15 protein-coding genes are annotated in these 20243 nt (G+C 66.2%); 2 read left to right on the forward strand and 13 right to left on the reverse strand.

What is annotated here, in order from left to right; genetic code table 11:
- Positions 1-90: 90 nt before the first annotated feature.
- The 5 genes from ACE191_RS08485 to ACE191_RS08505 are packed head-to-tail and all read right to left on the reverse strand — an operon-like array spanning position 91 to position 8029.
- Entirely contained in the window at positions 91-1623 is a 1533-nt protein-coding gene (locus ACE191_RS08485) for a sialate O-acetylesterase (RefSeq protein WP_400191764.1), read from the reverse strand.
- A gap of 18 nt (positions 1624-1641) precedes the next feature.
- Positions 1642-2712, reverse strand: coding sequence for a glycoside hydrolase family protein (locus ACE191_RS08490; RefSeq protein ID WP_400191765.1), 1071 nt, complete (start codon positions 2710-2712; stop codon positions 1642-1644).
- 3 nt (positions 2713-2715) lie between these two features.
- Positions 2716-5574 (reverse strand): glycosyl hydrolase, encoded by a 2859-nt coding sequence (locus tag ACE191_RS08495; RefSeq protein ID WP_400191766.1) that lies wholly within the window; start codon positions 5572-5574, stop codon positions 2716-2718.
- A gap of 34 nt (positions 5575-5608) precedes the next feature.
- Positions 5609-6778, reverse strand: coding sequence for a glycoside hydrolase family 88 protein (locus ACE191_RS08500; RefSeq protein WP_400191767.1), 1170 nt, complete (start codon positions 6776-6778; stop codon positions 5609-5611).
- A gap of 27 nt (positions 6779-6805) precedes the next feature.
- Positions 6806-8029: an oligogalacturonate lyase family protein gene (locus ACE191_RS08505; RefSeq protein ID WP_400191768.1), complete on the reverse strand. Its 1224-nt coding sequence runs from the start codon at positions 8027-8029 to the stop codon at positions 6806-6808.
- A gap of 208 nt (positions 8030-8237) precedes the next feature.
- Here ACE191_RS08505 and ACE191_RS08510 point away from each other — a divergent pair, with 208 nt between their 5' ends.
- A complete protein-coding gene (locus tag ACE191_RS08510) occupies positions 8238-9152 on the forward strand; it encodes a pirin family protein (protein ID WP_400191769.1) in 915 nt (304 codons plus the stop codon).
- Positions 9153-9158: 6 nt separating this feature from the next.
- On the opposite strand, the gene ACE191_RS08515 is transcribed toward ACE191_RS08510, so the two are convergent.
- The 7 genes from ACE191_RS08515 to ACE191_RS08545 form a co-directional block, all read right to left on the reverse strand.
- Positions 9159-9398, reverse strand: coding sequence for a hypothetical protein (locus ACE191_RS08515; protein WP_400191770.1), 240 nt, complete (start codon positions 9396-9398; stop codon positions 9159-9161).
- A gap of 204 nt (positions 9399-9602) precedes the next feature.
- Positions 9603-11087 (reverse strand): efflux transporter outer membrane subunit, encoded by a 1485-nt coding sequence (locus ACE191_RS08520; protein ID WP_400191771.1) that lies wholly within the window; start codon positions 11085-11087, stop codon positions 9603-9605.
- Positions 11088-11304: 217 nt separating this feature from the next.
- The gene (locus tag ACE191_RS08525; protein ID WP_400191772.1) at positions 11305-14514 is read right to left on the reverse strand and encodes an efflux RND transporter permease subunit; all 3210 of its coding nucleotides are present in this window, start codon (positions 14512-14514) and stop codon (positions 11305-11307) included.
- Between the two features lie 221 nt (positions 14515-14735).
- Complete coding sequence (locus ACE191_RS08530) at positions 14736-15905, reverse strand: efflux RND transporter periplasmic adaptor subunit (RefSeq protein ID WP_400191773.1); 1170 nt, start codon at positions 15903-15905, stop codon at positions 14736-14738.
- A gap of 135 nt (positions 15906-16040) precedes the next feature.
- The gene (locus tag ACE191_RS08535; RefSeq protein WP_400191774.1) at positions 16041-16310 is read right to left on the reverse strand and encodes a hypothetical protein; all 270 of its coding nucleotides are present in this window, start codon (positions 16308-16310) and stop codon (positions 16041-16043) included.
- A 362-nt stretch (positions 16311-16672) separates the two neighbouring features.
- A complete protein-coding gene (locus tag ACE191_RS08540; protein ID WP_400191775.1) occupies positions 16673-18034 on the reverse strand; it encodes a sensor histidine kinase in 1362 nt (453 codons plus the stop codon).
- Positions 18035-18203: 169 nt separating this feature from the next.
- Positions 18204-18881, reverse strand: coding sequence for a response regulator (locus tag ACE191_RS08545; RefSeq protein WP_400191776.1), 678 nt, complete (start codon positions 18879-18881; stop codon positions 18204-18206).
- A 135-nt stretch (positions 18882-19016) separates the two neighbouring features.
- On the opposite strand from ACE191_RS08545, the gene ACE191_RS08550 reads away from it, so the two are divergent.
- Positions 19017-19442, forward strand: a complete 426-nt coding sequence (locus ACE191_RS08550; protein WP_400191777.1) for a VOC family protein — start codon at positions 19017-19019, stop codon at positions 19440-19442.
- A 15-nt stretch (positions 19443-19457) separates the two neighbouring features.
- On the opposite strand, the gene map is transcribed toward ACE191_RS08550, so the two are convergent.
- Positions 19458-20222 carry a type I methionyl aminopeptidase gene (gene map / locus ACE191_RS08555; protein ID WP_400191778.1) on the reverse strand — a complete coding sequence of 255 codons (765 nt, stop codon included), beginning with the start codon at positions 20220-20222 and terminating at the stop codon, positions 19458-19460.
- Positions 20223-20243 lie beyond the last annotated feature (21 nt).

Here is a 20243-nt window from a genome sequence, read left to right on the forward strand (position 1 = left end):
TGCGCGGCCCGCGGGCCGCGCCGCCGCCCCGCCCAAGCGGCCTCTGCGGCCCTGTCGGCAGGTTTTCCGGCCATCGACGGCCGAAGCGCGCTACCGTTTGCCGTGGGTAGATACGCGCCAGGCGTCGGTGCGGAAGGGCGAGGCGGGCAGCCCGGCGGCGTTGTAGAGGCTGGCGTGCGGCACGGCCAGCCAGCCGAAGCGCACGGCCACCGGCCGGGTTACCTGGTCGCTCCACACCAGCACCGAGTTGCCGTCGATGCGGGCCTGGGCGGGGTGAAACACGCTGTCGGCGCCGGCCACGGTGAAGTCGCGCAGGCGCGGGCCTTCCGCTTTCAGCCCCGCGGCGTGGTCGAATTCCAGCCGCACTTTCCCGTTTTCCGCGCGCATCGAGCGGTAGATGGGGCCGGAGGTTTCCAGCTTGCGCTGGTTGTACTCGTGGCGCAGGGCCCACCGGGCCAGGCGGTGCCCCACGGTTTGCTTGTTGCGCGGGTGAATGTCGAGGGAGTCGCCCACGTCGGTGGTTACCACCAGGCCGGTGCGTGGCACCTGCTGCCAGCTCAGCAGCTGCGCTTCGCGGATTTCGGGGTTCTGGCCCTTGTGCGGGGTAATCTGCACGAAGTAAAACGGTAGCTCGGGCTGCTGCCAGTCCTGGCGCCAGCTGGCAATCAGGGCCGGAAACAGGGTGCGGTACTGGTAGGCCCGCTCGGCGTTGCTTTCGCCCTGGTACCAGATGACGCCGCGCAGCGTGTAGGGCTGCAAGCCGCGGATCATGCCGTTGTAGAGCTTGGCGGGCGACTTGTTGCTGCTGGCGCTGAGCGGCTCCCGGGGCTTGGGGCGGTTGATTTCCGGGTTGGCTTGCTTTTCCTGCTTCCAGGCCGCCAGCTCGGCTTCGTAGGCCGGGCGGCGCGCGAGGCCCTCGGCGTAGCGCGTCAGTATCGGGCTCAGCTCGGGGTGTTGCGCCAGCACCTCGCGCCGCGTCCAAGACTCGGCCGGGGTGCCGCCCCAGGAAGAATGAATCAGCCCCACCGGCACGCCGGTTTTGAGGTGAATCTCCTGCCCGAAAAAGTAGGCTACGGCCGAAAACGCCCCCACGGTCTGCGGACTGCACACCGCCCAGCTGCCCTGCACGTCACGCTCGGGCTCGTCGGCTACTTTCTGCGTGACCGTGAACATGCGGATGGCGGGGTAATTCGCTTTCGGCACCGCTTCCGCCTCGTTGGTCACGCCGGTCATCCACTTCGAGGCGCCCTTGGCCACCGGAAAAGCCATGTTCGACTGCCCTGAGCACAGCCACACCTCGCCCAGCAGCACGTCGCGCACCGCCAGCCGGTTCCGGCCCTGAAACACCAGCGTGTAGGGCCCGCCGGCCTTGGGCGTAGGCACGCGCACCAGCCAGTTGCCCTGGGCGTCGGCCACGGTGCGCAGCGGCTTTTTCTGCCAGCCCGCCGTCACCTGCACCGCTTCGCCCGGCGCAGCCCAGCCCCAGAGCGCCACGGTGGTTTTCTGCTGCAGCACCAAATGGTCGGTGAGCAAAGCCGGCAGGGTAATGTCAGCGTGGGCGACGGGGGCCGTCAGCAGCAGGGCGGCCGCCAGCAGGCCGCGGCGGAAAGCAACACCAAGCATGAGCAAGCGAAGGTTGAGTTAGTCGATTTTGAACACGAAGGCCGAGGCCGTCAGGTACCGGCCGCCCTGCGAGGCGCCAAACAGGTACGCGGGCTTGCCATTGCGCATGAGCAGCTGGGGCCGTTCGAGGCGGCCGTAGCGCTTCAGATTAGCGGGCGCGGGCGGCTCCTGCACGTACTCGCGCAAAGCCCGGTAGGCTATTTTCGGGTAGGTCCACGCTATGCCGTCCCGGGACTCCAGCAGCAGGCCCACTTCGTGGTCGTACACGCCCATGTCGCGGGCCAGCAGCTGAAACTTGCCGTTTTCGTGCCACACGAAGGCGTCTTCGAACTGCTTGTTGTGGCCCAGGCGCGAGAAGTCGATGACGGGGTTGGCGGGGTGCTTCACGTAGGGGCCTTCCAGGCGCTCGGCCACGGCCAGCCCGTACTTGCGGTTGCCCCGAATGGTGGGGTGCGTGGATGTGACGTAGTCCCGGGTGTTCCACGACTTGTAGTACAGCCAGTACCGGCCCTCGTGCTTCACAAACGCGGGGTTGGTGGTGCAGTGGTCGTCCCAGGCCCCCTCGGCGCCCGGCTCCAGCAGCGGCGCGTCGGGGCGCGTCCAGGGACCTTCCAGCCGCTCGGCGGTGGCCAGCCCGATTCGCTTGGTGTTGGTTTTGCCGTTCGAGGTACCCATGTAAAACAGGCAGTACTTACCGTCGACCAGCTGCACGTGGGGGTTGTGGCAGGTGGTGGCGTCCCAGAAGCCGGGGCCGCGCGGGGCCAGCACGGTTTCCTGGTACACGAAGGGGCCGGCGGGCGAGTCGGCCACGGCGCGGGCTATTTCGCAGCTGTTGAGCCAGCCGCCCATGCCCTTCTGCTGGGGCCAGCGTGAAAAAAACACGTGCACCCTGCCGTCGTGTCCGTAAATCGGGCTGGTGCACCACACGTAGTAGCCCTCCATTTCCAGCGCCCGGCCCACCGGCTTCAGGTGCTTGCTGAACCTGGCCACGCTGCCCTTGGGCCAGGGCTTGCCGTCGGCAAAGGCCGCGAAGGCCCGCGCCAACGGCAGCAGCACCAAGCCAGTCAAAAACGTGCGTCGGTTCAGCATGGCTTACTGCAGTTTTTCGGCGCGGGTGGTGGCGGGCGTGAGCGTCACGGGGCCAATGAGGCCGGACTCGCGCGGGGCCCACTGGGCGGCGGTGAACAGGCCCTGGGCGTTGCGGTTTTCCTTGAGCTTGCTGGCCATGTTGATGTTGTAGGCGTTCTTCCACTCCACCCCGCGCCGGTCCATATCACTGATGCGGTTGGCCATGCCGTTGCTCACCAGCACGGTGAGCGTGTTGCGGGCTTTCAGCTGCTCTTTCGGAATCAGCAGCCGGTAAGTGGGGCCGATGAGCGTGCCCAGATCCTGGCCGTTGAGCTGCACCCGGGCGCTTTCGGCTACCCGGCCCAAATCGAGCAGCCAACCGTCGGCCGCGCTGCCCGGCGGCAGGGCAAACGAAGCGGTGTAGGCCGCCGTGCCCGAAAACTTCTGCGCGGCCTCGCCCAGGCTGGTCCACGAGCCCAGCTGCTTGATTTCGGTGGCGGCCGGCAGCTCGGGCCCGCCCGCCACGAAGCGCACTTGCCAGGGGCCGGCCAGCGGCTGGGCCGGACCGGCGGGCTTCAGGTAGGCGTAGGCCGGGCCGTTCACCACGGCTTCGTTGGTTTCCAGGATGCACGACTCGCCGGGGGCCAGCTGCACGTACACCTCGGGCTGCCCCCCGGCGGCGCGGCGCGTGCCAGCCAGACCCAGCTGCTCGGTCATGGGGTTGTACAGGGCCACCGATTTGGCCGCCGTATGCAGCGGCACCCAGCCTTCCACGGCTTTATCGCCCCAGTTGGCCACGAAGTAGTAGTGCCCGCGGGCGTGGCGGCGGCGAATGAACTGCAGGCCGTTGTCCACCAACGTTTCGCGCTGCACGCCGGCCTGGCTCAGCAGGGCGTCCACGTCCTTACCCACCAGCACCTGGCCCTTGCCCAGCGCGGCCTGCTGAATGCCGGCGCGGCCGCTGTCTTTGAGCTTGATTTGGCCGAGCAGCTTTTTGAACGCCGCGCGGCGCGCATCGAGCTGGCCCAAACCGGGCACGTCGGTGGGCAGCTGGTTCTGGAAGACCACGGTCGCCCCGCCCTGGGCCAGCTTCAGCAGCTGCTGCAAGGTGGGCAGCGGCATCAGGCGGGCATCGGGCACCAGAATGGTCTGGTAGCTGGCGCCACCGGTTTGCAGACCCTTGCCGCTGCCCTTCACGCCCAGCAGCTGCCGGTCCGAAATAAAGTCAAAGCCGTAGCCTTTCTGCAGCAGCGTTTCGCCGGTGGCGCCCACGGTCAGGTCCTTGAAGCCGTGGCGGATACCGTCGTAGTGCTGCAGCAGCACCTTGCCCGGGCGGGTGTACGAGTCGTAGATGGGCAAATACACCAGCACGTCGTTGGCGGGCTGGCCGGCCTGCAAAAAGCTCTGGCTGCGGGCTACGTACTGGTTGAGCTTGGTGAAGTCGGGCCAGAACGAGTTGTTGGGGTTGAAGTGCACGGCGGCGTAAAACAGCCAGCCCGGCCAGGCCGCGTTCTGCGGCGAGTAGTTGGTACCGTGGTAGAAGGTGTGGTTTACCCCGCCCAGCAGCATCTTGTCCATGGCCTTTTTCACGTCGCTGAGGCTGGACAGGAAGTGGTCATTCTCCCAGGTGGCCGACTCCGACGAAGTCAGCGGCTTGCCCGTGACGTGCGCGGCCGAGGAGGCGAACTTCAGGCGCAGCAAGTCCTCGCCCTCGGTTTCGGGAATGTCCGTCACGGCGTACAAATCGAGGATGTTGGCCGGCGAGCCGTGCGCCTGGTTGCGGATGAGCGCGCCGTGGGTTTTGGCCCACTTGCTCCAGGTCTGGGTGTAGTTTTCCAGCAGCAGCTCCGAAATGGTTTCGCGGTAGTCGCTGAGCACGCGCTGGTTGGCCTCGTCGCCGGTTTTGCTGAACAAGGCCGGCAGGTGGCGGCGCAAATCGTAGCCGCGGCGCCGCTGAAACTCGGCAAACAGCTGCGGCGTCCAGTTGCCTTCGCCGTGGGCGTCGTCTACCTCGTAGGAGTCGTTGAAAAACGCCCGAATCGGCTTTACGTCGCGCCCCTTGAAGGCCTCGTCGAAGCGGCGCAGGTAGTTTTGGGTGGCCTGCTGCGAGAAGTGGTCGATGACGTCGCCCTCGCCGCCGGGACCGGCGCGCTCCACCATTTTGCCGTGCCAGCCTTGGAACACGCCGTAGAGCGTCCAGTTGCCGCGGGGCGCGGTCCAGCTCAGCTTGCCGTCGGCGCCCACCTTGCCGGTCAAATCCACGGTTTCGCCCTTGTCAGAATACGCCACCAACGCCTGCAGCGGCAGCGGCTTCTCGAAGCGCACCTGGTCGAAGGCGTGCAGCTGCAGGTTCTTGTTGAGGGTGATGGGGTCGGCCAGCTGCTTGAGGTCAATAGGCTGGCCGATGGTGCGAATCAGCGGCTTTTGAGTGTAGGCCACGGCTTCCCGGAGCTGCTCGCCGCCCTTGAGCGAGTAGGTCTGGTAGGCCACGTACTTGCAGGCGTCGTCGGGCGTCACCCAGGGCCCGCCGAAGGGCCAGCCCGAAGCCTGGGCCATGTCCACGCCCAGCCCCAGCCGGCCGGCTTCGGTGAGGGTGTGAGTAAGCAAATCCATCCAGCGCGGCGCCAGAAAGTTCACGAACTGGCTTTCGGTGCCTTTCACGCCGTAAATGGGCGTAATCTCCACCCCGCCCAGGCCCGCCTGCTGGTACTGCTGCAGCAGGCGCGTGAGGTCGTGCTCGTTTACGGCGCTGCCCTGCCACCACCAGCGAGTCCAGGGCTTGGCCTGCTGGGTCAGCGCGGGCCACCGGGGCGCCTGCGCTGCGGCCGGGTTTTGCGCCAGCGTGGCGGCGAGCAGCAAGCTGAGGGCGAGGTATTTTTTCATGGGTGGGAAAGGCGGGTGGCAGCGCTGACGCCGCTTAGTTTTTGGCGGTAGACTTCGCCGTCGGCGCGTCGTGCATTTTGTAGACTTCGGTGCCGGCCAGCAGGAAGCAGCCCAGGCCGTAGTCCTCGAAATCGGGCATGCTGGTGATGGTCACGGGCTGGCCGTCCTTGGGCTCCTTGCCGGTGCCCTGCACGTAGCCCAGGAAGCCGTTTTTCTGCACCGATTCGTTGGCCATGACGTTCCAGGCCTTCACGATGATGGGCCGGTACTGCTTGGCGTCGAGCAGGCCGTTGTTCACGCCCCAGGCCATGCCGTAGGTAAACAGGGCGGTGCCGGTCATTTCCTTGCCGCCGTAGTGGTTGGGGTCGTGCAAACTCACGTTCCAGAAGCCGTCCTGGCGCTGCAGGGGCGGTAGGGCCGCAATCATGTCCAAGAACATCCGCTCGTACTCCTCGCGGTGCGGGGCGCCCTTGGGCATGATTTCCAGCACGCGCACCATCGCGGCCACCACCCAGCCGTTGCCGCGGCTCCAGTAGCAGTCTTCGCCGTTGGGCTCTTTGTAGGGCGGCACAAAGTCCTTGTCGCGCCACCACAGGCGGTCCTGGGGGTTGTAGAGGCCGTTGCCGCCGTGCTGGGTTTTCGAGTAGTTGTAGAGGCGGTACATCTTCTCGTAGTAGGCCGTGTCCTGGGTCATGGCGCCCAGCTTGGCGTAGATGGGCATGGCCATCTGCAGGGCGTCAATCCACCACCAGTCGTCCACCTTGGGGCTTTTCACCATCAAATCGATGCTGGCCTTGATGTCGCGGATGCGCTCGGGTTTGGGGTCGATTTCGTAGAGGGCCAGGTAGGTCTGGCCGGCGCACTGGTTGTCGGCGTTGCGGGTTTCGATGCCGCGGTGCAGGCCCCAGTGGTGCTTCTCGCCCCAGTCCACGGCGTAGTCGTAGTAGCGCTTCTGCTTGTCGATGCCGTGCAACGCCAGCAAACCTTCGTAGTACACCCCCCGCGTCCAGATGTGGCTGGGGCGGGTTTTGTTGGTCACGATTTCCTTGCCCGTGTCCGGCCACTTCTTCATGAAGTAGTCGTTGGCCAAAGTCATCTTCTTGAGAATCTGCTTTTTCTTGGGCAGCTCCTGGGCCAGGGCCGGCAGCGCGAGGGCGCTCAGCAGCAGGCCGAAGCCGCAGGATTTCAGGGTACGGGTCAGCATGAGAAACAGCGGGCGGGTGGCAGTTGGTTAGGACGAGGCTTTGGCAATTTCGACGGCGTACACCTGACTTTCGCCCTCGAAGTTGGCGCGGAAAATCAGCCACTTGCCATCGGGCGAGAAGTGCACGTTGGGCTCCAGCTTGTACTGGTGGCTTTTCAGGTTCACCAGCTTCTCCGACTTGAATTTCTTGCCGTCGGGCCGGAACAGGTAAATCCAGTGGCCGTTGGGCGACTTAGCCACTGAGGAAGGGTAGCCGCCGTCGCCGGCAAACAGCCGCTGGTCGGGCGAGCTGGTGTAGTGCACCGACCACTCGTCGCGGGTCAGCTCGTAGCTGCGCTGCTTGCCGGTTTTCAGGTCAGTGCCCGTCACGAAAAACGGGCCGCCGCGGGGCAGCTGGTGGTCAAACCAAATGGTTTTGCCGTCGGCGGCAAACCACTCGTGGCCGGCTATTTCGCGCTCCTTTGTGCGCTGGTGCACCTTCTTCACCTCCTTGGTGTGCACGTCGATGGTCCAGATGCGGTCCACCAGCTCCCAGGGGCCTTCGTGGCAGAACATGAGCAGCCGCGGGTCGGTGGGCGAAAACTGCACGTGGTTCAGCCAGGCGTGGTCAGTGTAAAGCTTGGTGAGCTGGCCGGTCTGCACGTTCACCGTGAACAGGGTGCGCGGCAGCTTGGCGTCGTAGATGCGGCGGAAGTAGTCCTTCTTCTCGGGGTACTGCCGCGAAATTTCCTTTTCGGCGTCGCTGCTCCAGGCCCCGCCCAGCTGGGTTTCGTCGGCGTTCAGGGTGGTGATGCTGGCCTTGAAATCAGCCGGAAACACGAACACGCGACGGGTCTGGCGGGTGTCGACGTGGGTGGCGTATACCGTGTCGTGCACCTGGTAGAACACCTCGCGCCGCTTCGGGGCCACAATCTCGCCGCTCATCGATGGGCGCGGCTTGGTCAGGGCCTCGGTCTGGCGGGTTTGCAGGTCGAGGGCGTAGAGCTGCTTGCCCTGGGGACCGGTGTGGTAGTACACCATGCGGTGGCCGCCCCCGCGCCGCGCCGGCACGAAGGGGTTGTTGTGGAAGTAGAAGCTGGCGTTGCGGCCTTCGGTGGGCGTCAGGCGCACCACCTTGTGGCCGGTGTCGGCGTCGATCCACTCGGCCGGCATGGGCTGCTGGGCGCCGGTAGTCAGCCGCTGCTGCCCCAGGGTCGGGCCGGCCAGCAGGCCAAGGCCGAGTACCGCCAGCAGGATTCCGGGTTTGCTCATGAGCGTGCGGGGAAAGTAGGGTGGATAAAGTCGGCGCGCGGGGCCGGAGCGGGCGGTTCGCGGCTGGCGCCTTACATTTCCGCCCCGGGCGCGCCGCGGCGGAATCTGCCTTCAAGAACGCCACGCCCGCGGCCCCAACCCTCCTGTACTGTTCCGCCCCCCGCGGCCGCCCACTTTTTCGCTCACCCCTGCTCAACGCCTTTTTGCCATGCTGGACTTAGTTATCGACGCGCGGGCTGCGGCCCTGGCCCCCGGCTTCGCCGTGAAGCGCATTCTGCCCTTCCGGCAGCGGCGCATGGTGGGGCCCTTCATCTTCATGGACCACGCCGGTCCGGTCAGCCTGGCCCCCGGCGCGGCGCCCGACCTCGACGTGCTGCCCCACCCCCACATCGGTTTGTCCACCGTGAGCTACCTGTTTGGCGGGCAGGTCACGCACCGCGACAGCCTGGGCGTGGAGCAGATCATCCGGCCCGGCGAGGTGAACTGGATGACCGCCGGCAGCGGCATTGCCCACTCCGAGCGGTTCAAGGACCCGGCCACGCTGGCCGGCGGGCAGCTGGAAATGATTCAGACCTGGGTGGCTTTGCCCGCGGCCGACGAGGAAAGCGCCCCGGCCTTTACCAACTACCAGCCCCACGAGCTGCCGGTGTTCACCGAAAACGGGGTGTGGATGCGCCTGATTGCCGGCGACGCCTTCGGGCTGCGCAACGAGGTGCGCACCCACTCGCCCCTGTTCTACCTGCACGTGGTGCTGCAGCCCGGGGCCCGCTTCGGCCTGCCCCGGGGCTACGCCGAGCGCGGGGCCTACGTGGCCAAGGGCCAGGTGGAGGTGGGCGGCCACCGCTACGGCGCCGGGCAGCTGCTGGTGTTCACGCCCGGCCCCGACCCCGTTATCACGGCCCGCGAAACCAGCACCCTGATGCTGCTGGGCGGCGAGCCGCTGGGTGAGCGGTTTATCTGGTGGAACTTCGTCTCGTCGCGCAGGGAGCGGATTGAGCAAGCCAAGGCCGACTGGCAGGCCGGGCGCATTGCCCTGCCACCCAACGACAACCACGAGTTCGTGCCCCTGCCGCCGGACAAGTCCCGCCCCGCCGGCTCGCCCCCGCCCCAGGCCCTGTCGTAACACCTCCTACTCCAGGCGCCCGAGCTGCGCAGCCACCTCTTCCAGGGGCCCCAGAAAGTGCACCACCGGCTCGTACAAACTCCCCGAGGCCAGCTCCACGGCGTGGGGCTGGCCGGCGGGAATGAACAGGCGCAGGCTGCCCTGCTCGGTGAGGCGCACGTACAGCTCGCCGTGCTGGTAGCGGGTACCGCTGGGAATCCAGTCGGCCCGCACGAAGCCGGCCTGGTGCAATTCTTCCTGGGTCATTCGGTAAAAACGAAAGCCCCAACGGGGCTTCCTGGTTGATAAACGATGCACCCGCCCGGCGCGCGGGTGGGTGGTGCCGGTTTCAGGTTTTCCCAATCCCTCGATTTCTGAAACACGGCCCGGGCGGGCGGCGGGCTTGTTACACTTTTACCTGTTACAGTTTAAACTGTAACAGGTAAAAGTGTAACAGAATGCCTACCCTCATCAGCCGGCGGGGGTGGGCTCCCAGCCGCCGCCGAGGGCGCGGTACAGCTCGATGAGCTGCAAGAACTGCTCTTTGCGCAGGTTGGTGGCTTCCAGCTCGGCATCGAGGGCGCCGCGCTGGGCCGTAATCACCTCCAGGTAGCTGGCGTAGCCGGTCAGGTACAGGTCGTTGGCCACGGCCACGGCGCGGTTGAGGGCGGCGGTTTCCTCCTGCTTGCGGGCGTAGGCGCGGCGGTAGTTGGCCAGCCCGCGCAGGTTGGTGTGCACTTCCACGAACCCGGTCTGCAGCGTCTTTTGGTAAGCCAGCAAAGCTTCCTGGTCGGCGGCGGTGGCGCGGCCGTACTCGGCCTTGAGCTGGCTGCGGTTGAACACCGGCGCCGTGAGGCCGGCCAGCACCCCGAAGGCAATCGACTCGGGCTGAAACAGCACCGAGGCGCGGTAGGCGTTCAGCCCCACGTAGGGCGTAATGGTGAGCGAGGGCAGAAACGCGGCCCGGGCGGCCGACACGTCGGCGTGGGTGGCGGCCAGCTCCAGCTCGGCGCGGCGAATGTCGGGGCGGCGCAGCAGCAGCTGGGCGGGCACGCCGGCCGCCACGCTGTCGGGCAGGCTTTGCTCGCGGATACCGGCGCCGCGGGCTACGCGCTGGGGGTAGCGGCCCAGCAGCTGGTTAAGCTGGTTTTCGGTTTGCACCACCCGCTGCCGGGCCTGAAACTCCAGCCCCTGGGTACGGCGCAGCTGGGCCGTGAACTGCTGCACGGCCAGCTCGGTGGCGCGCCCGCCCAGCTTCTGCACCCGCACGATTTCCAGGGCGCGGCTTTGCAGCTGGGTGTTGCGGCCCAGCACGGCCAGCTCGTTGTCGAGGGCCAGCAGCTCGTAGTACAGGCGGCCCACCTCGGCTACCAGGGCGGTGGTCACCAGCTGGCGGCCCTGCTCCGAGGCCAGCAGGCGGGCGGCGGCGGCGCGGCGGCGCTGGCGCAGCTTGCCCCAGAGGTCGATTTCCCAGGAGCTGCGCAGCCCCAGGAAGTAGTCGGGGGTAACGGGCGTGGGAATGCGCTGCCGGCCTTCGATGTTGGGTGAGAGGTTGGTGTCGTAGTTGCCCACCCCGTTGAGGGTGTAGTCGCCCCAGCGGTCGGCGCCGGCCGCGGCGGCCCCGCTCACGGTGGGCAGCAGCGCGCCGCGGGCCGAGAGCAGCTGGCTGCGGGCCTGCTCCACGCGCTGCACGGCCATGCGCAAATCGTAGTTGCGCTGCAGGGCCGTATCGATGAGGCCCACCAGGGCGGGGTCGGCGAAAAACTCGCGCCAGGGGCGGGCGGCCACGGTGGCCGAGTCGGCCGGGGCGGCCGCGCCGTAGCTGGCGGGCAGCGCGGCCCCGGCCCGGGGCGGGGTGGGCTCCAGCACCTTGCAGCCGCCGAGCCAGAGCAGCCCCAGCGCGGGCAGCAGCCGCAGTGGCCGGAAAAAGCGGGAATAAGCGGGTATAGCAGACATGAGAAAGGCAAAGTCCGGGCCGGCGGCGCCGGGGCATGACGAAAAAAGAACGGTCGGCTGGCTGCGCATGGCTCCGCCGCGCGGCGGGTGGTGGAGTCAGCCCACGGGCCCGGCCGCGGCGGCGTGGGCGGGGCGCCGCCGGGTGGCGGCCGGGACCGGGCTGGCCGCGCAGCGGGGGCCGCCGACCAGCGCGACCGTTCCGTTTTCCGGGGAAAGGTTAGGCCGGCTCGAGACGGCGCACTACAGCTTTGGGAGGTTCGGGTTGGGGTTCGGGTTCGTCCTCGTCGGTAGTGGCGGGCTTGCTCAGGGAAGCAAACAGCACGTACAGGCCCGGGATGAGCACCACGCCGAACAGGGTGCCGATGAGCATGCCGCCCGCCGCGGCCGTGCCGATTGAGCGGTTGCCCAGCGCGCCGGCGCCCGAGGCCACCACGAGCGGAATCAGGCCGGCAATGAAGGCGAAGGAGGTCATCAGGATGGGGCGCAGGCGCGAGACGGCACCCTCGATGGCGGCTTCGAGCACCGTGGCCCCCTCCTGCCGGCGCTGGTTGGCCACCTCGATGATGAGAATGGCGTTTTTGCCTAGCAGGCCGATGAGCATGACCAGCGCCACCTGGGCGTAGATGTTGTTTTCCAGACCCAGCAGCTTCAGCGAGAGGAAGGCGCCGAACACCCCGGTGGGCAACGACAGCAGCACCGGCAGCGGCAGCAGGAAGCTCTCGTACTGGGCCGCCAGCAGCAGGTACACGAACACAATGACCATCAGGAACACGTACACGGCCTGGTTGCCCGACAGAATCTGCTCGCGCGTCATGCCGCTCCACTCGTAGCTGAAGCCGCGGGGCAGCTCTTTTTCGGCCACCCGCTCGGCGGCCTCAATGGCCTCGCCCGAGCTGAAGCCGGGGGCCGCGTCGCCGTTGAGCATGGCCGAGGTGTACATGTTGTAGCGGGTGAGCTGCTCGGGGCCGTACACGCGCTCCATCGTCAGGAACGTGGAGTAGGGCACCATCTCGCCGCGGTCGTTTTTCACGTACAGCTTGAGCACGTCCTCGGGCGCGGCGCGGTAGTTCGGGGCGGCCTGCACCATCACCTTGTACATCTGCCCGAAGCGGATGAAGTTGGAGGCGTAGAACGAGCCCAGCAGCGTTTGCAGGGTGCTCATGGCCCGGTCCACGGTCACGCCCTTCTTGGCCGCCATTTCCTGGTCCACGTGAATCAGGTACTGCGGGAAGTTGGCGTCGAAGGTGGTGAAGGCGGCCCCGATTTCGGGCGTGCCGGCCAGGGCCGTGATAAACTTGTTGGTGGCCGCGGCCGTCTGCTGCAAATCGCCGCGCCCGGTTTTATCGAGCACGCGCAGCTCAAAGCCACTGGAGTTGCCGAAGCCGGGCACGGTGGGCGGCGAGAAAAACTCGATGCGCGCGTCGCTAATGCCGGCGGTGCGCTGGCGCAGCTCGGCAATCAGCTCATCCACCGACTGCTCACGCTGGTCCCAGGCCTTGAGGTTGATCATGCCCATGCCGTAGGAGGCGCCGGCCACTTCGTTCAGCAGGCTGTAGCCTGCCAGCGTGGTTACCGACTCCACCGGCCCGAGCTGGGCGGCCGCGCGTTGCACCTGGTCGAGCACTTTCTCGGTACGCTCCACGGTGGCACCGGGCGGGGCCGTCACGTTCACGTAAATCATGCCCTGGTCCTCGGTCGGAATAAAGCCCGCGGGCAGCACCAGACTCAGGGCCCAGGTAGCCAGGCTGAAAACCAGCAGCATACCGATGGTGACCCAGCGGCGGGGCGCGATGCGGCGCAGCAGGCTTTCGTAGCTGCGGGCCAGGGCGTCGTAGCGGCGGTTGAAGCCGGCAAAAAAGCGGGCCAGCAGCCCCGGGCGCGGGCCGCCGGGCGCATCGGGCGTGTCGCCCTCGATGGCGTGGGTGGGCTTGAGCAGCAGGGCGCAGAGCGCGGGCGTGAGCGTAAGGGCGTTGATGCCCGAAATGACGATGGCAATGGCCAGCGTGAGCGAGAACTGCCGGTAGAACACGCCCACCGGGCCGCTCATAAAGGCCACCGGCACAAACACGGCCGACATTACCAGCGTGATGGCCACAATGGCTCCGCCGATTTCGCCCATGGCCGCCAGCGTGGCCTGCCGGGCCGAGAGGTGCTCCTCGTGCATCTTCACGTGCACGGCCTCCACCACCACAATGGCGTTGTCGACCACGATGCCAATGGCCAGCACCAGGGCGAAGAGCGTGAGCAGGTTGATGGAGAAGCCGAAGGCCTGCATGAAGGCCAGCGTGCCGATGAGGGCTACCGGCACGGCCAGGGCCGGAATGAGCGTGCTGCGCCAGTCCTGCAGAAACACATACACCACCACGAACACCAGCAGGAAGGCCTCAAACAAAGTGCGCAGCACCTCGCTGATCGATGCGTCGAGGAAGCGCGACACATCGTAGCTAATGTTGTAGGTCATGCCCGGCGGAAACGAAGTGCCCTTCAGCTCGGCCATGCGCGCCTTCACGTTGGCAATGACGTCGCGGGCGTTGGAGCCGGGGCGCTGCTTGAGCATGATGGCGGCCGAGGCGCGGCCGTCGGTTTTCGATACCATGCCGTAGCTGAGCGTGCCGAACTCGACCTCGGCCACGTCGCGCAGGCGCAGCACCGAGCCGTCGGCGTTGGCACGCACCACGATGTTGCGGTACTGCTCGGGCTCGAAGAGTTTGCCGGTGTAGCGCAGCACGTACTGCAGCATGTGGGCCGCGCGGCCCGAGCTTTCCCCGGTCTGCCCGGGAGCCGCCTCCACGTTCTGGGCCCGGATAGACTCCACAATCTCGTCGGCCGACACGTTGTAGGCCAGCAGGCGGTCGGGCTTGAGCCACACGCGCATGGAGTACTCGCGCGAACCCATGATTTCGGCCCGGCCCACGCCCTCGATGCGCTTGAGCTCCTGCAGGATGTTGATGTCGGCGAAGTTGTAAATGAACTCCTCGTCGGCGGCGGGGTCGTCGCTGAGCACGTTGAGGTACAGCAGCATGCTGTTGACTTCCTTCTCGGTGGTCACGCCGGCCTTGATAACTTCCTCGGGCAGCTCGTCGATGATGGTGGTGACGCGGTTCTGCACGTTCACCGCCGCCAGGTCGGGGTCGGTGCCCACCTCAAAGAACACCTGAATGGCGGTGATGCCGTTGTTGGAGGTTACCGTCGACATGTAGGTCATGCCCGGCACGCCGTTGATGGCGCGCTCCAGCGGGGTGGCCACGGCCTTGGCGCACACCTCGGCGTTGGCGCCGGTGTACTTGGCCGTAACGGTCACCGAGGGCGGCACGATTTCGGGAAACTGCGTGATGGGCAGGGCGAAAAACGCCAGCGCCCCCAGCAGGGTAATAAACAGCGAAATGACCAGTGACAGCACCGGCCGCTTGATGAACAAGGCGAGCATGAGCAGCTAGTAGGTAGCCGGCCCCGGCCCAGGCGGCCGGCGCGGCGAACAGCGGGCCTCAGCGGCCCTGAATGCGTGCTGAGCTTGCCGGAGCACTTCCTCCCCCTTCAGGATAGCGTCTGCTCACCAAAGCATGCGGCACTTCCAGGAGTGATGCTCCGGCAAGCGCAACACGGAAGTTACGGCTTGCCCGGAGGGCAACTATTCTATTTTCAAGCGGGTCAGTAGGCGTGCACGGCAGCTACCGTGGCCGCGCCGCCCCCGCCGCTGCGGGGCTGCGGCGCGGGGGCCAGCAGGCTGTCCATGGCCACGGGGCGGGGCCGGATCTGCATGCCGTCGCGCGCGTCCTGCACGCCCTCGTACACCACCCGGTCGCCGGGCTTCAGGCCCGAGGCCACCAGGTAGAAGTGCGCCAGGCGGGTGCGGGGCACGAAGTGGGTCTGGCGCAGGCGGTTGTGCTGGTCTACCACGAACACGAAGTTCTTGTCCTGCAGCTCAAACACGGCTTTCTGGGGCAGCAGCACGGCATTTTCGACGGGGTTGGCCAGCCGCACCCGGCCGGTGGCGCCGTGCTTGAGCAGCTTGTCGGGGTTCTGGAAGCGGGCCCGGAAGGCAATTGAGCCGGTGTTGGCGTCGAACTCGCTTTCGATGGTTTCGATGCGGCCCGCGTGGGGGTAGCTCGTGCCGTCGGCCAGCACCAGGTGCACCTCGTCGGCGGCGCGGCTGGCGCGGCGCTTCTGGTAGGTCAGGTACTCGCCCTCCGACACGGTGAAGTAGGCATACACGGCCCGGATGTCGGACACGGTGGTCAGCAGCGTGCCGTCGTCGACGAGGCTGCCGGCCTTGAGGGGAATGCGGTCGATGATGCCGTCGAAGGGCGCGCGCACCTCGGTGTAGCTTAGCTGCAGCTCGGCCTCGGTCTGGGCCGAGCGGGCCTGCTCAACCTGCGACTGCGCGGCCTGCAGGCGGGCCTGGGCGACTTCCAGCTCCGAGGGCGACACGATGTCGTTCTGCACCAGCAGGCGCACGCGGCCCACTTCGAGCTGGGCCACGCGGGCGTCGGCGCGGGCGCTGGCCAGGGCGGCGCGGGCCTTACTGAGCTGGGTCTGGTAGGTTTGAGCGTTGAGGCGGAACAGCAGCTGGCCCTGCTTCACTTCCTGGCCTTCGTCGACGTAAATCTTCTCCAGGAAGCCGGGCACGCGGCCCCGCACCTCCACGTTGCGCAGGGCCTGAATGTCGGCCACGTACTTGCGGTAGAGCACGGTATCGGTGGCCACCAGCTGGGTTACGGGCAGCACGGGCACCTCGGCGGCCGCGGTGGTTTGCTGCTCGCTCGAGCCGCCCTGCGCGTCGCAGCCGGTCAGAGTGCTGCCCAGGGCAGCCGTCAACACAGGAATAAACAGTAAGCGGGGCAGCGAAACAGGCATGGCAGGTGGCCCGCAAGGGCGCAGACTAAAAGTTCGGGGCAAAGCTCCGCCCCCGGTATTAGAGCCGCATTAGGCTCACATTAGAAAACATTAAAGCCGCTAGAGGCCCGTCGAGAGCGAGTGGGTGCGGCTGAGCAAACTCACCAGCAGGCTGTCCTTGCGCAGCTGCTCGGCCTGGCAGCGGGCCAGCTGGCTATGGGCCAGGCGCAGCTCCAGCTCCGACTCGGCCACCCGCGCGGCTTCGGTCAGGTCGGGGCCCGTGAGGTAGTTGGCGCTGGGCAGCAGCAGGTAGCCGTTGAGCCCGGCCGACAGCAGCAGGGCCGCGCCCAGCAGGTAGGCCGTCAGCGGTGAACGTTGGTCTTTCTTCATCGGTAGTATGCTCCGGTGGGCCACAAAGGAGGCCCGCGGGCATTAAAACCGGGTGAGAACCGGATTAGAAAAGATTAGAGGCCCGCTCCGCAGTGCCTCTGTCGAGAAGCGGTTTAACCACTGTCATTTTGAGGCGCTGGCCGAACCGTAGGTCGGCGAAGTCAAGGACCTTACCAAGTCAGAACGAGTCGTTGTTTACCAGCCCGTCATCCTGAGGCGCAGCCGAAGGACCTTACCCCGTCAGCCGGATTCGTTGGTACGGCGTCGTTCAGGCGTGATAAGCGCCTTCGTCCTCGCTTGATGCGCGACATGCTCAGGATGACAGATGTGCCGCCGCTCCCCCAGCTAATGCCGCCGCCCCGTTACACGGGCAGCTTGATGGTCACCGTGGTGCCCACGCCCACGGCCGACTCGACCAGCAGCTCGCCGCCGTGCAGGCGAATGATTTTCTGGGTGATGGGCAGCCCCAGACCGTGGCCGGGCTGGTCGCGGCCGTTGTCGGCGCGGAACAGGGGCTCGTAGATGCGCTTGAGCGACTCGGGGCTGATGCCAATGCCCTGGTCGCGCACGGTTACCACCAGGGTTTTGCGGCGCTGGTAGCCCAGCTGCACCTGCACCGGGCCGTCGGAGTACTTGCAGGCGTTGTCGAGCAGGTTCAGCAGGGCGGTGGTGAGCAGGTGGGCGTTGCCGGGCACGGTAAAGGCGTCGTCGAGCTCGGCGGGTACCTCGCCAAAGGTTTGCTTCACCACCCGCCCCGGGTGCTTGGCCGCGCAGTAGTCCATGGCCTGGGTCAGGCACTCGTCGAGGCGCACGGGGCCGCGCTTGAAGGAGGCCTCGTCGGTTTTGGCCAGGGCCAGCAGACCGTTGGTAAGGCCGATGATACGGCGGATTTCCTCGATGCTGGACTGCATGCTGCGCCGGGCTTCCTGCAGGTCGGTGTCGTAGCTGTAGGAGGTTTCCAGAGTGCCCAGGGCGTTGGCCAGCGGGGTGCGTAGCTCGTGGGAGGCGTGGGCCAGAAAGCTTTTCTGCGACTCGAAGGCCAGCTCCAGCCCGCTGAGCATGCGGTTGAAGGTCATGGCCAGCTGGGCAATTTCGTCCTTGTGGTTGCCCTCGTGCACGCGCTGGCTCAGGTTGGAGGCCGTGATGCGCCGCACCTCGCGCACGATGCGTGCCATGGGCCGCAGCGATTCGTCGGCGAAGTACCAGCCGGCCACCACAATGAGGGCCAGCGCCCCGAGGTTGCCCACCAGCAGCAGCAGCCGCAGCTTGGCCAGCTGCTGCACGCCCACGTCGTCGTAGGCGGCGGCGAAGATGTGGTAGTTGCGGTCGTCGTGGCGGTACTCCATGCCCAGGGTTTCGCGGCCGCCGTAGCGGAAGCTCACCGGGTGAGTGGGGCCCACTTCGGCCAGGTGCACCAGGTTGCCGCGCTGGTCAATGGCGTCGTCGCTGGCGTAGATGAGGCGGCCGTGGGGGCTGTAGATGCTGATCTGCTCGCGCGCCATGGTCAGCAAATCGCGCCGCCGGAAGGTGCTCAGCACGCCCCGCCGCAGGTTGTCGCGCCGCAGTAGGATGCGCCCCGTCAGCTCGATCTTACCCGCCAGGCGGTTGTAGAACTCCTTTTCGCGGGTGGCCGCGCTGAAGTAGTACACAAACAGCGACAAACTCAGCTGAATGGCCAGCACCACTAGGGTAAAGCGCAGAATGAGCTTGTTGCGAATGAGCATTCCTTTTAATTAATAATTATGAATTATGAATTATGAATTAATAATTCAACACATTTCAGCAACCCGTAATAAGAACTATCAAGCTGCTGAAGAACGGTCATGTCGAGCCAAAAAACTCATGAAAACAACTCCAATTAATAATTCTTAATTATTAATTAATAATTACCCATCACCCTTCCCGCATCACGTAGCCCATGCCCACCACGGTGTGAATGAGCTTGGGCGTGAAGTCGCGGTCGATTTTCTTGCGCAGGTAGCTCACGTACACGTCGATGACGTTGGTGTTGGTGTCGAAGTTCAGCTCCCACACCCGCTCGGCAATGTCGACGCGGGTGACGGTTTTGCCGCGGTTCAGCAGCAGGTATTCCAGCAGGGCGTACTCGCGGGTGGTCAGGTCGATGCGCTGCCCGGCGCGGGTCACGTACTTGCCGTCGAGGTGCAGCTCCAGGTCGGCCATGCGCAGCACGCGCTTGACGCTGGCCGCCTCCCCGTTGCGCTTGGCCAGGGCGCGGGTGCGCAGCAGCAGCTCCTTGAACTCGAAAGGCTTGGCCAGGTAGTCGTCGGCGCCGGCCTCGAAGCCAGTAACCTTATCATCGAGCGAGTCGAGGGCGGTGAGCAGCAGCACGGGCACCTGCGCGTCGTGCTCGCGCAGGCGGCGGCACAGCTCGAAGCCGTTGACGTAGGGCAGGTTCACGTCCAGAATTACCACATCGTAGCGGTTTTTTTCCAGCAGCGACTGGCCCACGCGGCCGTCGTAGGCCACTTCCAGCTCGTAGGCCTCGTTTTCGAATCCTTTCTTGATGAACGAGGCCAGCTTGGGCTCGTCTTCCACCAGCAGTAGTTTCATAGGCAAAGGCAGCAGCCGGGCGCGGCCACCCCAAAAGTACGACCGTGGCGGCTACCCGTTGGTGCTACCACCTACCAACCGCTTTATCTTGGAACGCCCCGGCCGGGGCACAGCAACCCGCAATCAGCCCGAACCATGACCGAGCATCCCGACGCCCCCACCAACCCGACTCTCCCCAACGAGGTAACGCCCAAAGTCACCGGCATCGGCGGCATCTTCTTTTTCTCCGATAACCCGCAGCAAACCCGGCAGTGGTACGCCCGGCACCTGGGCTTCGAGGTCAACGACTGGGGCGCCACGTTTGAATCGCGCAGCGCTGACCGGCCGGAGGAGGTGGCCTCGCTGCAGTGGAGCCCTTTCCCAACAGGCAGTGACTATTTCGCGCCCTCCCCGAAGGAGTTCATGATCAACTACCGGGTGCAGAATATCGAAGGGCTCGTGCGCTGGCTGCGCGAAAGCGGCGTGACCATCCTCGACGACATTGCGCACTACGACTACGGCAAGTTCGTGCACCTGCTGGACCCCGACGGCAACAAGATCGAGCTGTGGGAGCCCAGCTAAACTAGGCCGCTGGCCTCAGTCCCAGATGCGGTTGTCGGCGGTCAGGATAATGGGCTGGCCGTCGGTTACCACCAGGGTGTGCTCGTGCTGGGCCACGTAGCTGCCGTCCTTGGTGGCCAGCGTCCACCCGTCGGCGAGTTGGTGGGCCATTGAGGCGCGGGTCGAGATAAACGTTTCCACGGCCACCACCGAGTTTCGCTTGAAGCGCTGGCGGTTGCTGCGGTCGTAGTAGCAGGGAATTTCTTTGGGCTCCTCGTGCAGGCTGCGCCCCACGCCGTGGCCCACCAGGTTTTTGATGACGCGAAAGCCGGCTTTGCGTGCTTCGGCCTCAATCAGCCCGCCGATGTCGGCAATGCGCACCCCGCCGCGGATGCGGCTGATGGCCGTGTGCAGAATCTGCCGCGAGGCATCCACCAGCGGGCGGCGCTGGTGCAGGTCGGCGCCGAGCACGAAGGAGCCGCCGTTGTCGGCCCAGTAGCCGCCCAGCTCGGCCGACACGTCGATGTTGATCAGGTCGCCCTCCTGCAGCACCTTGCGGGCCGAGGGAATGCCGTGGGCCACTTCCTGGTTGACGCTGATGCAGGTCCAGCCGGGAAAGCCGTAGGTCAGCCGCGGCGCCGAGCGGGCACCCAGCTCCGCCAGCAGGCGGCCGCCGTACTCGTCCAGCTCCAGGGTGCTCATGCCCGGCTGGGCGTACTCGCGCATCAGCCGCAGCGTGGAGGCCACGGCGGCGCTGATCTGCTGAAGGCCGGTCAGGTCGGCCTGGGAGGTGATGGACATAAGAAGCAGTTGTTACCTGAA

This window comes from Hymenobacter sp. B81, from assembly GCF_044628455.1.
Taxonomy (GTDB): Bacteria; Bacteroidota; Bacteroidia; order Cytophagales; family Hymenobacteraceae; genus Solirubrum.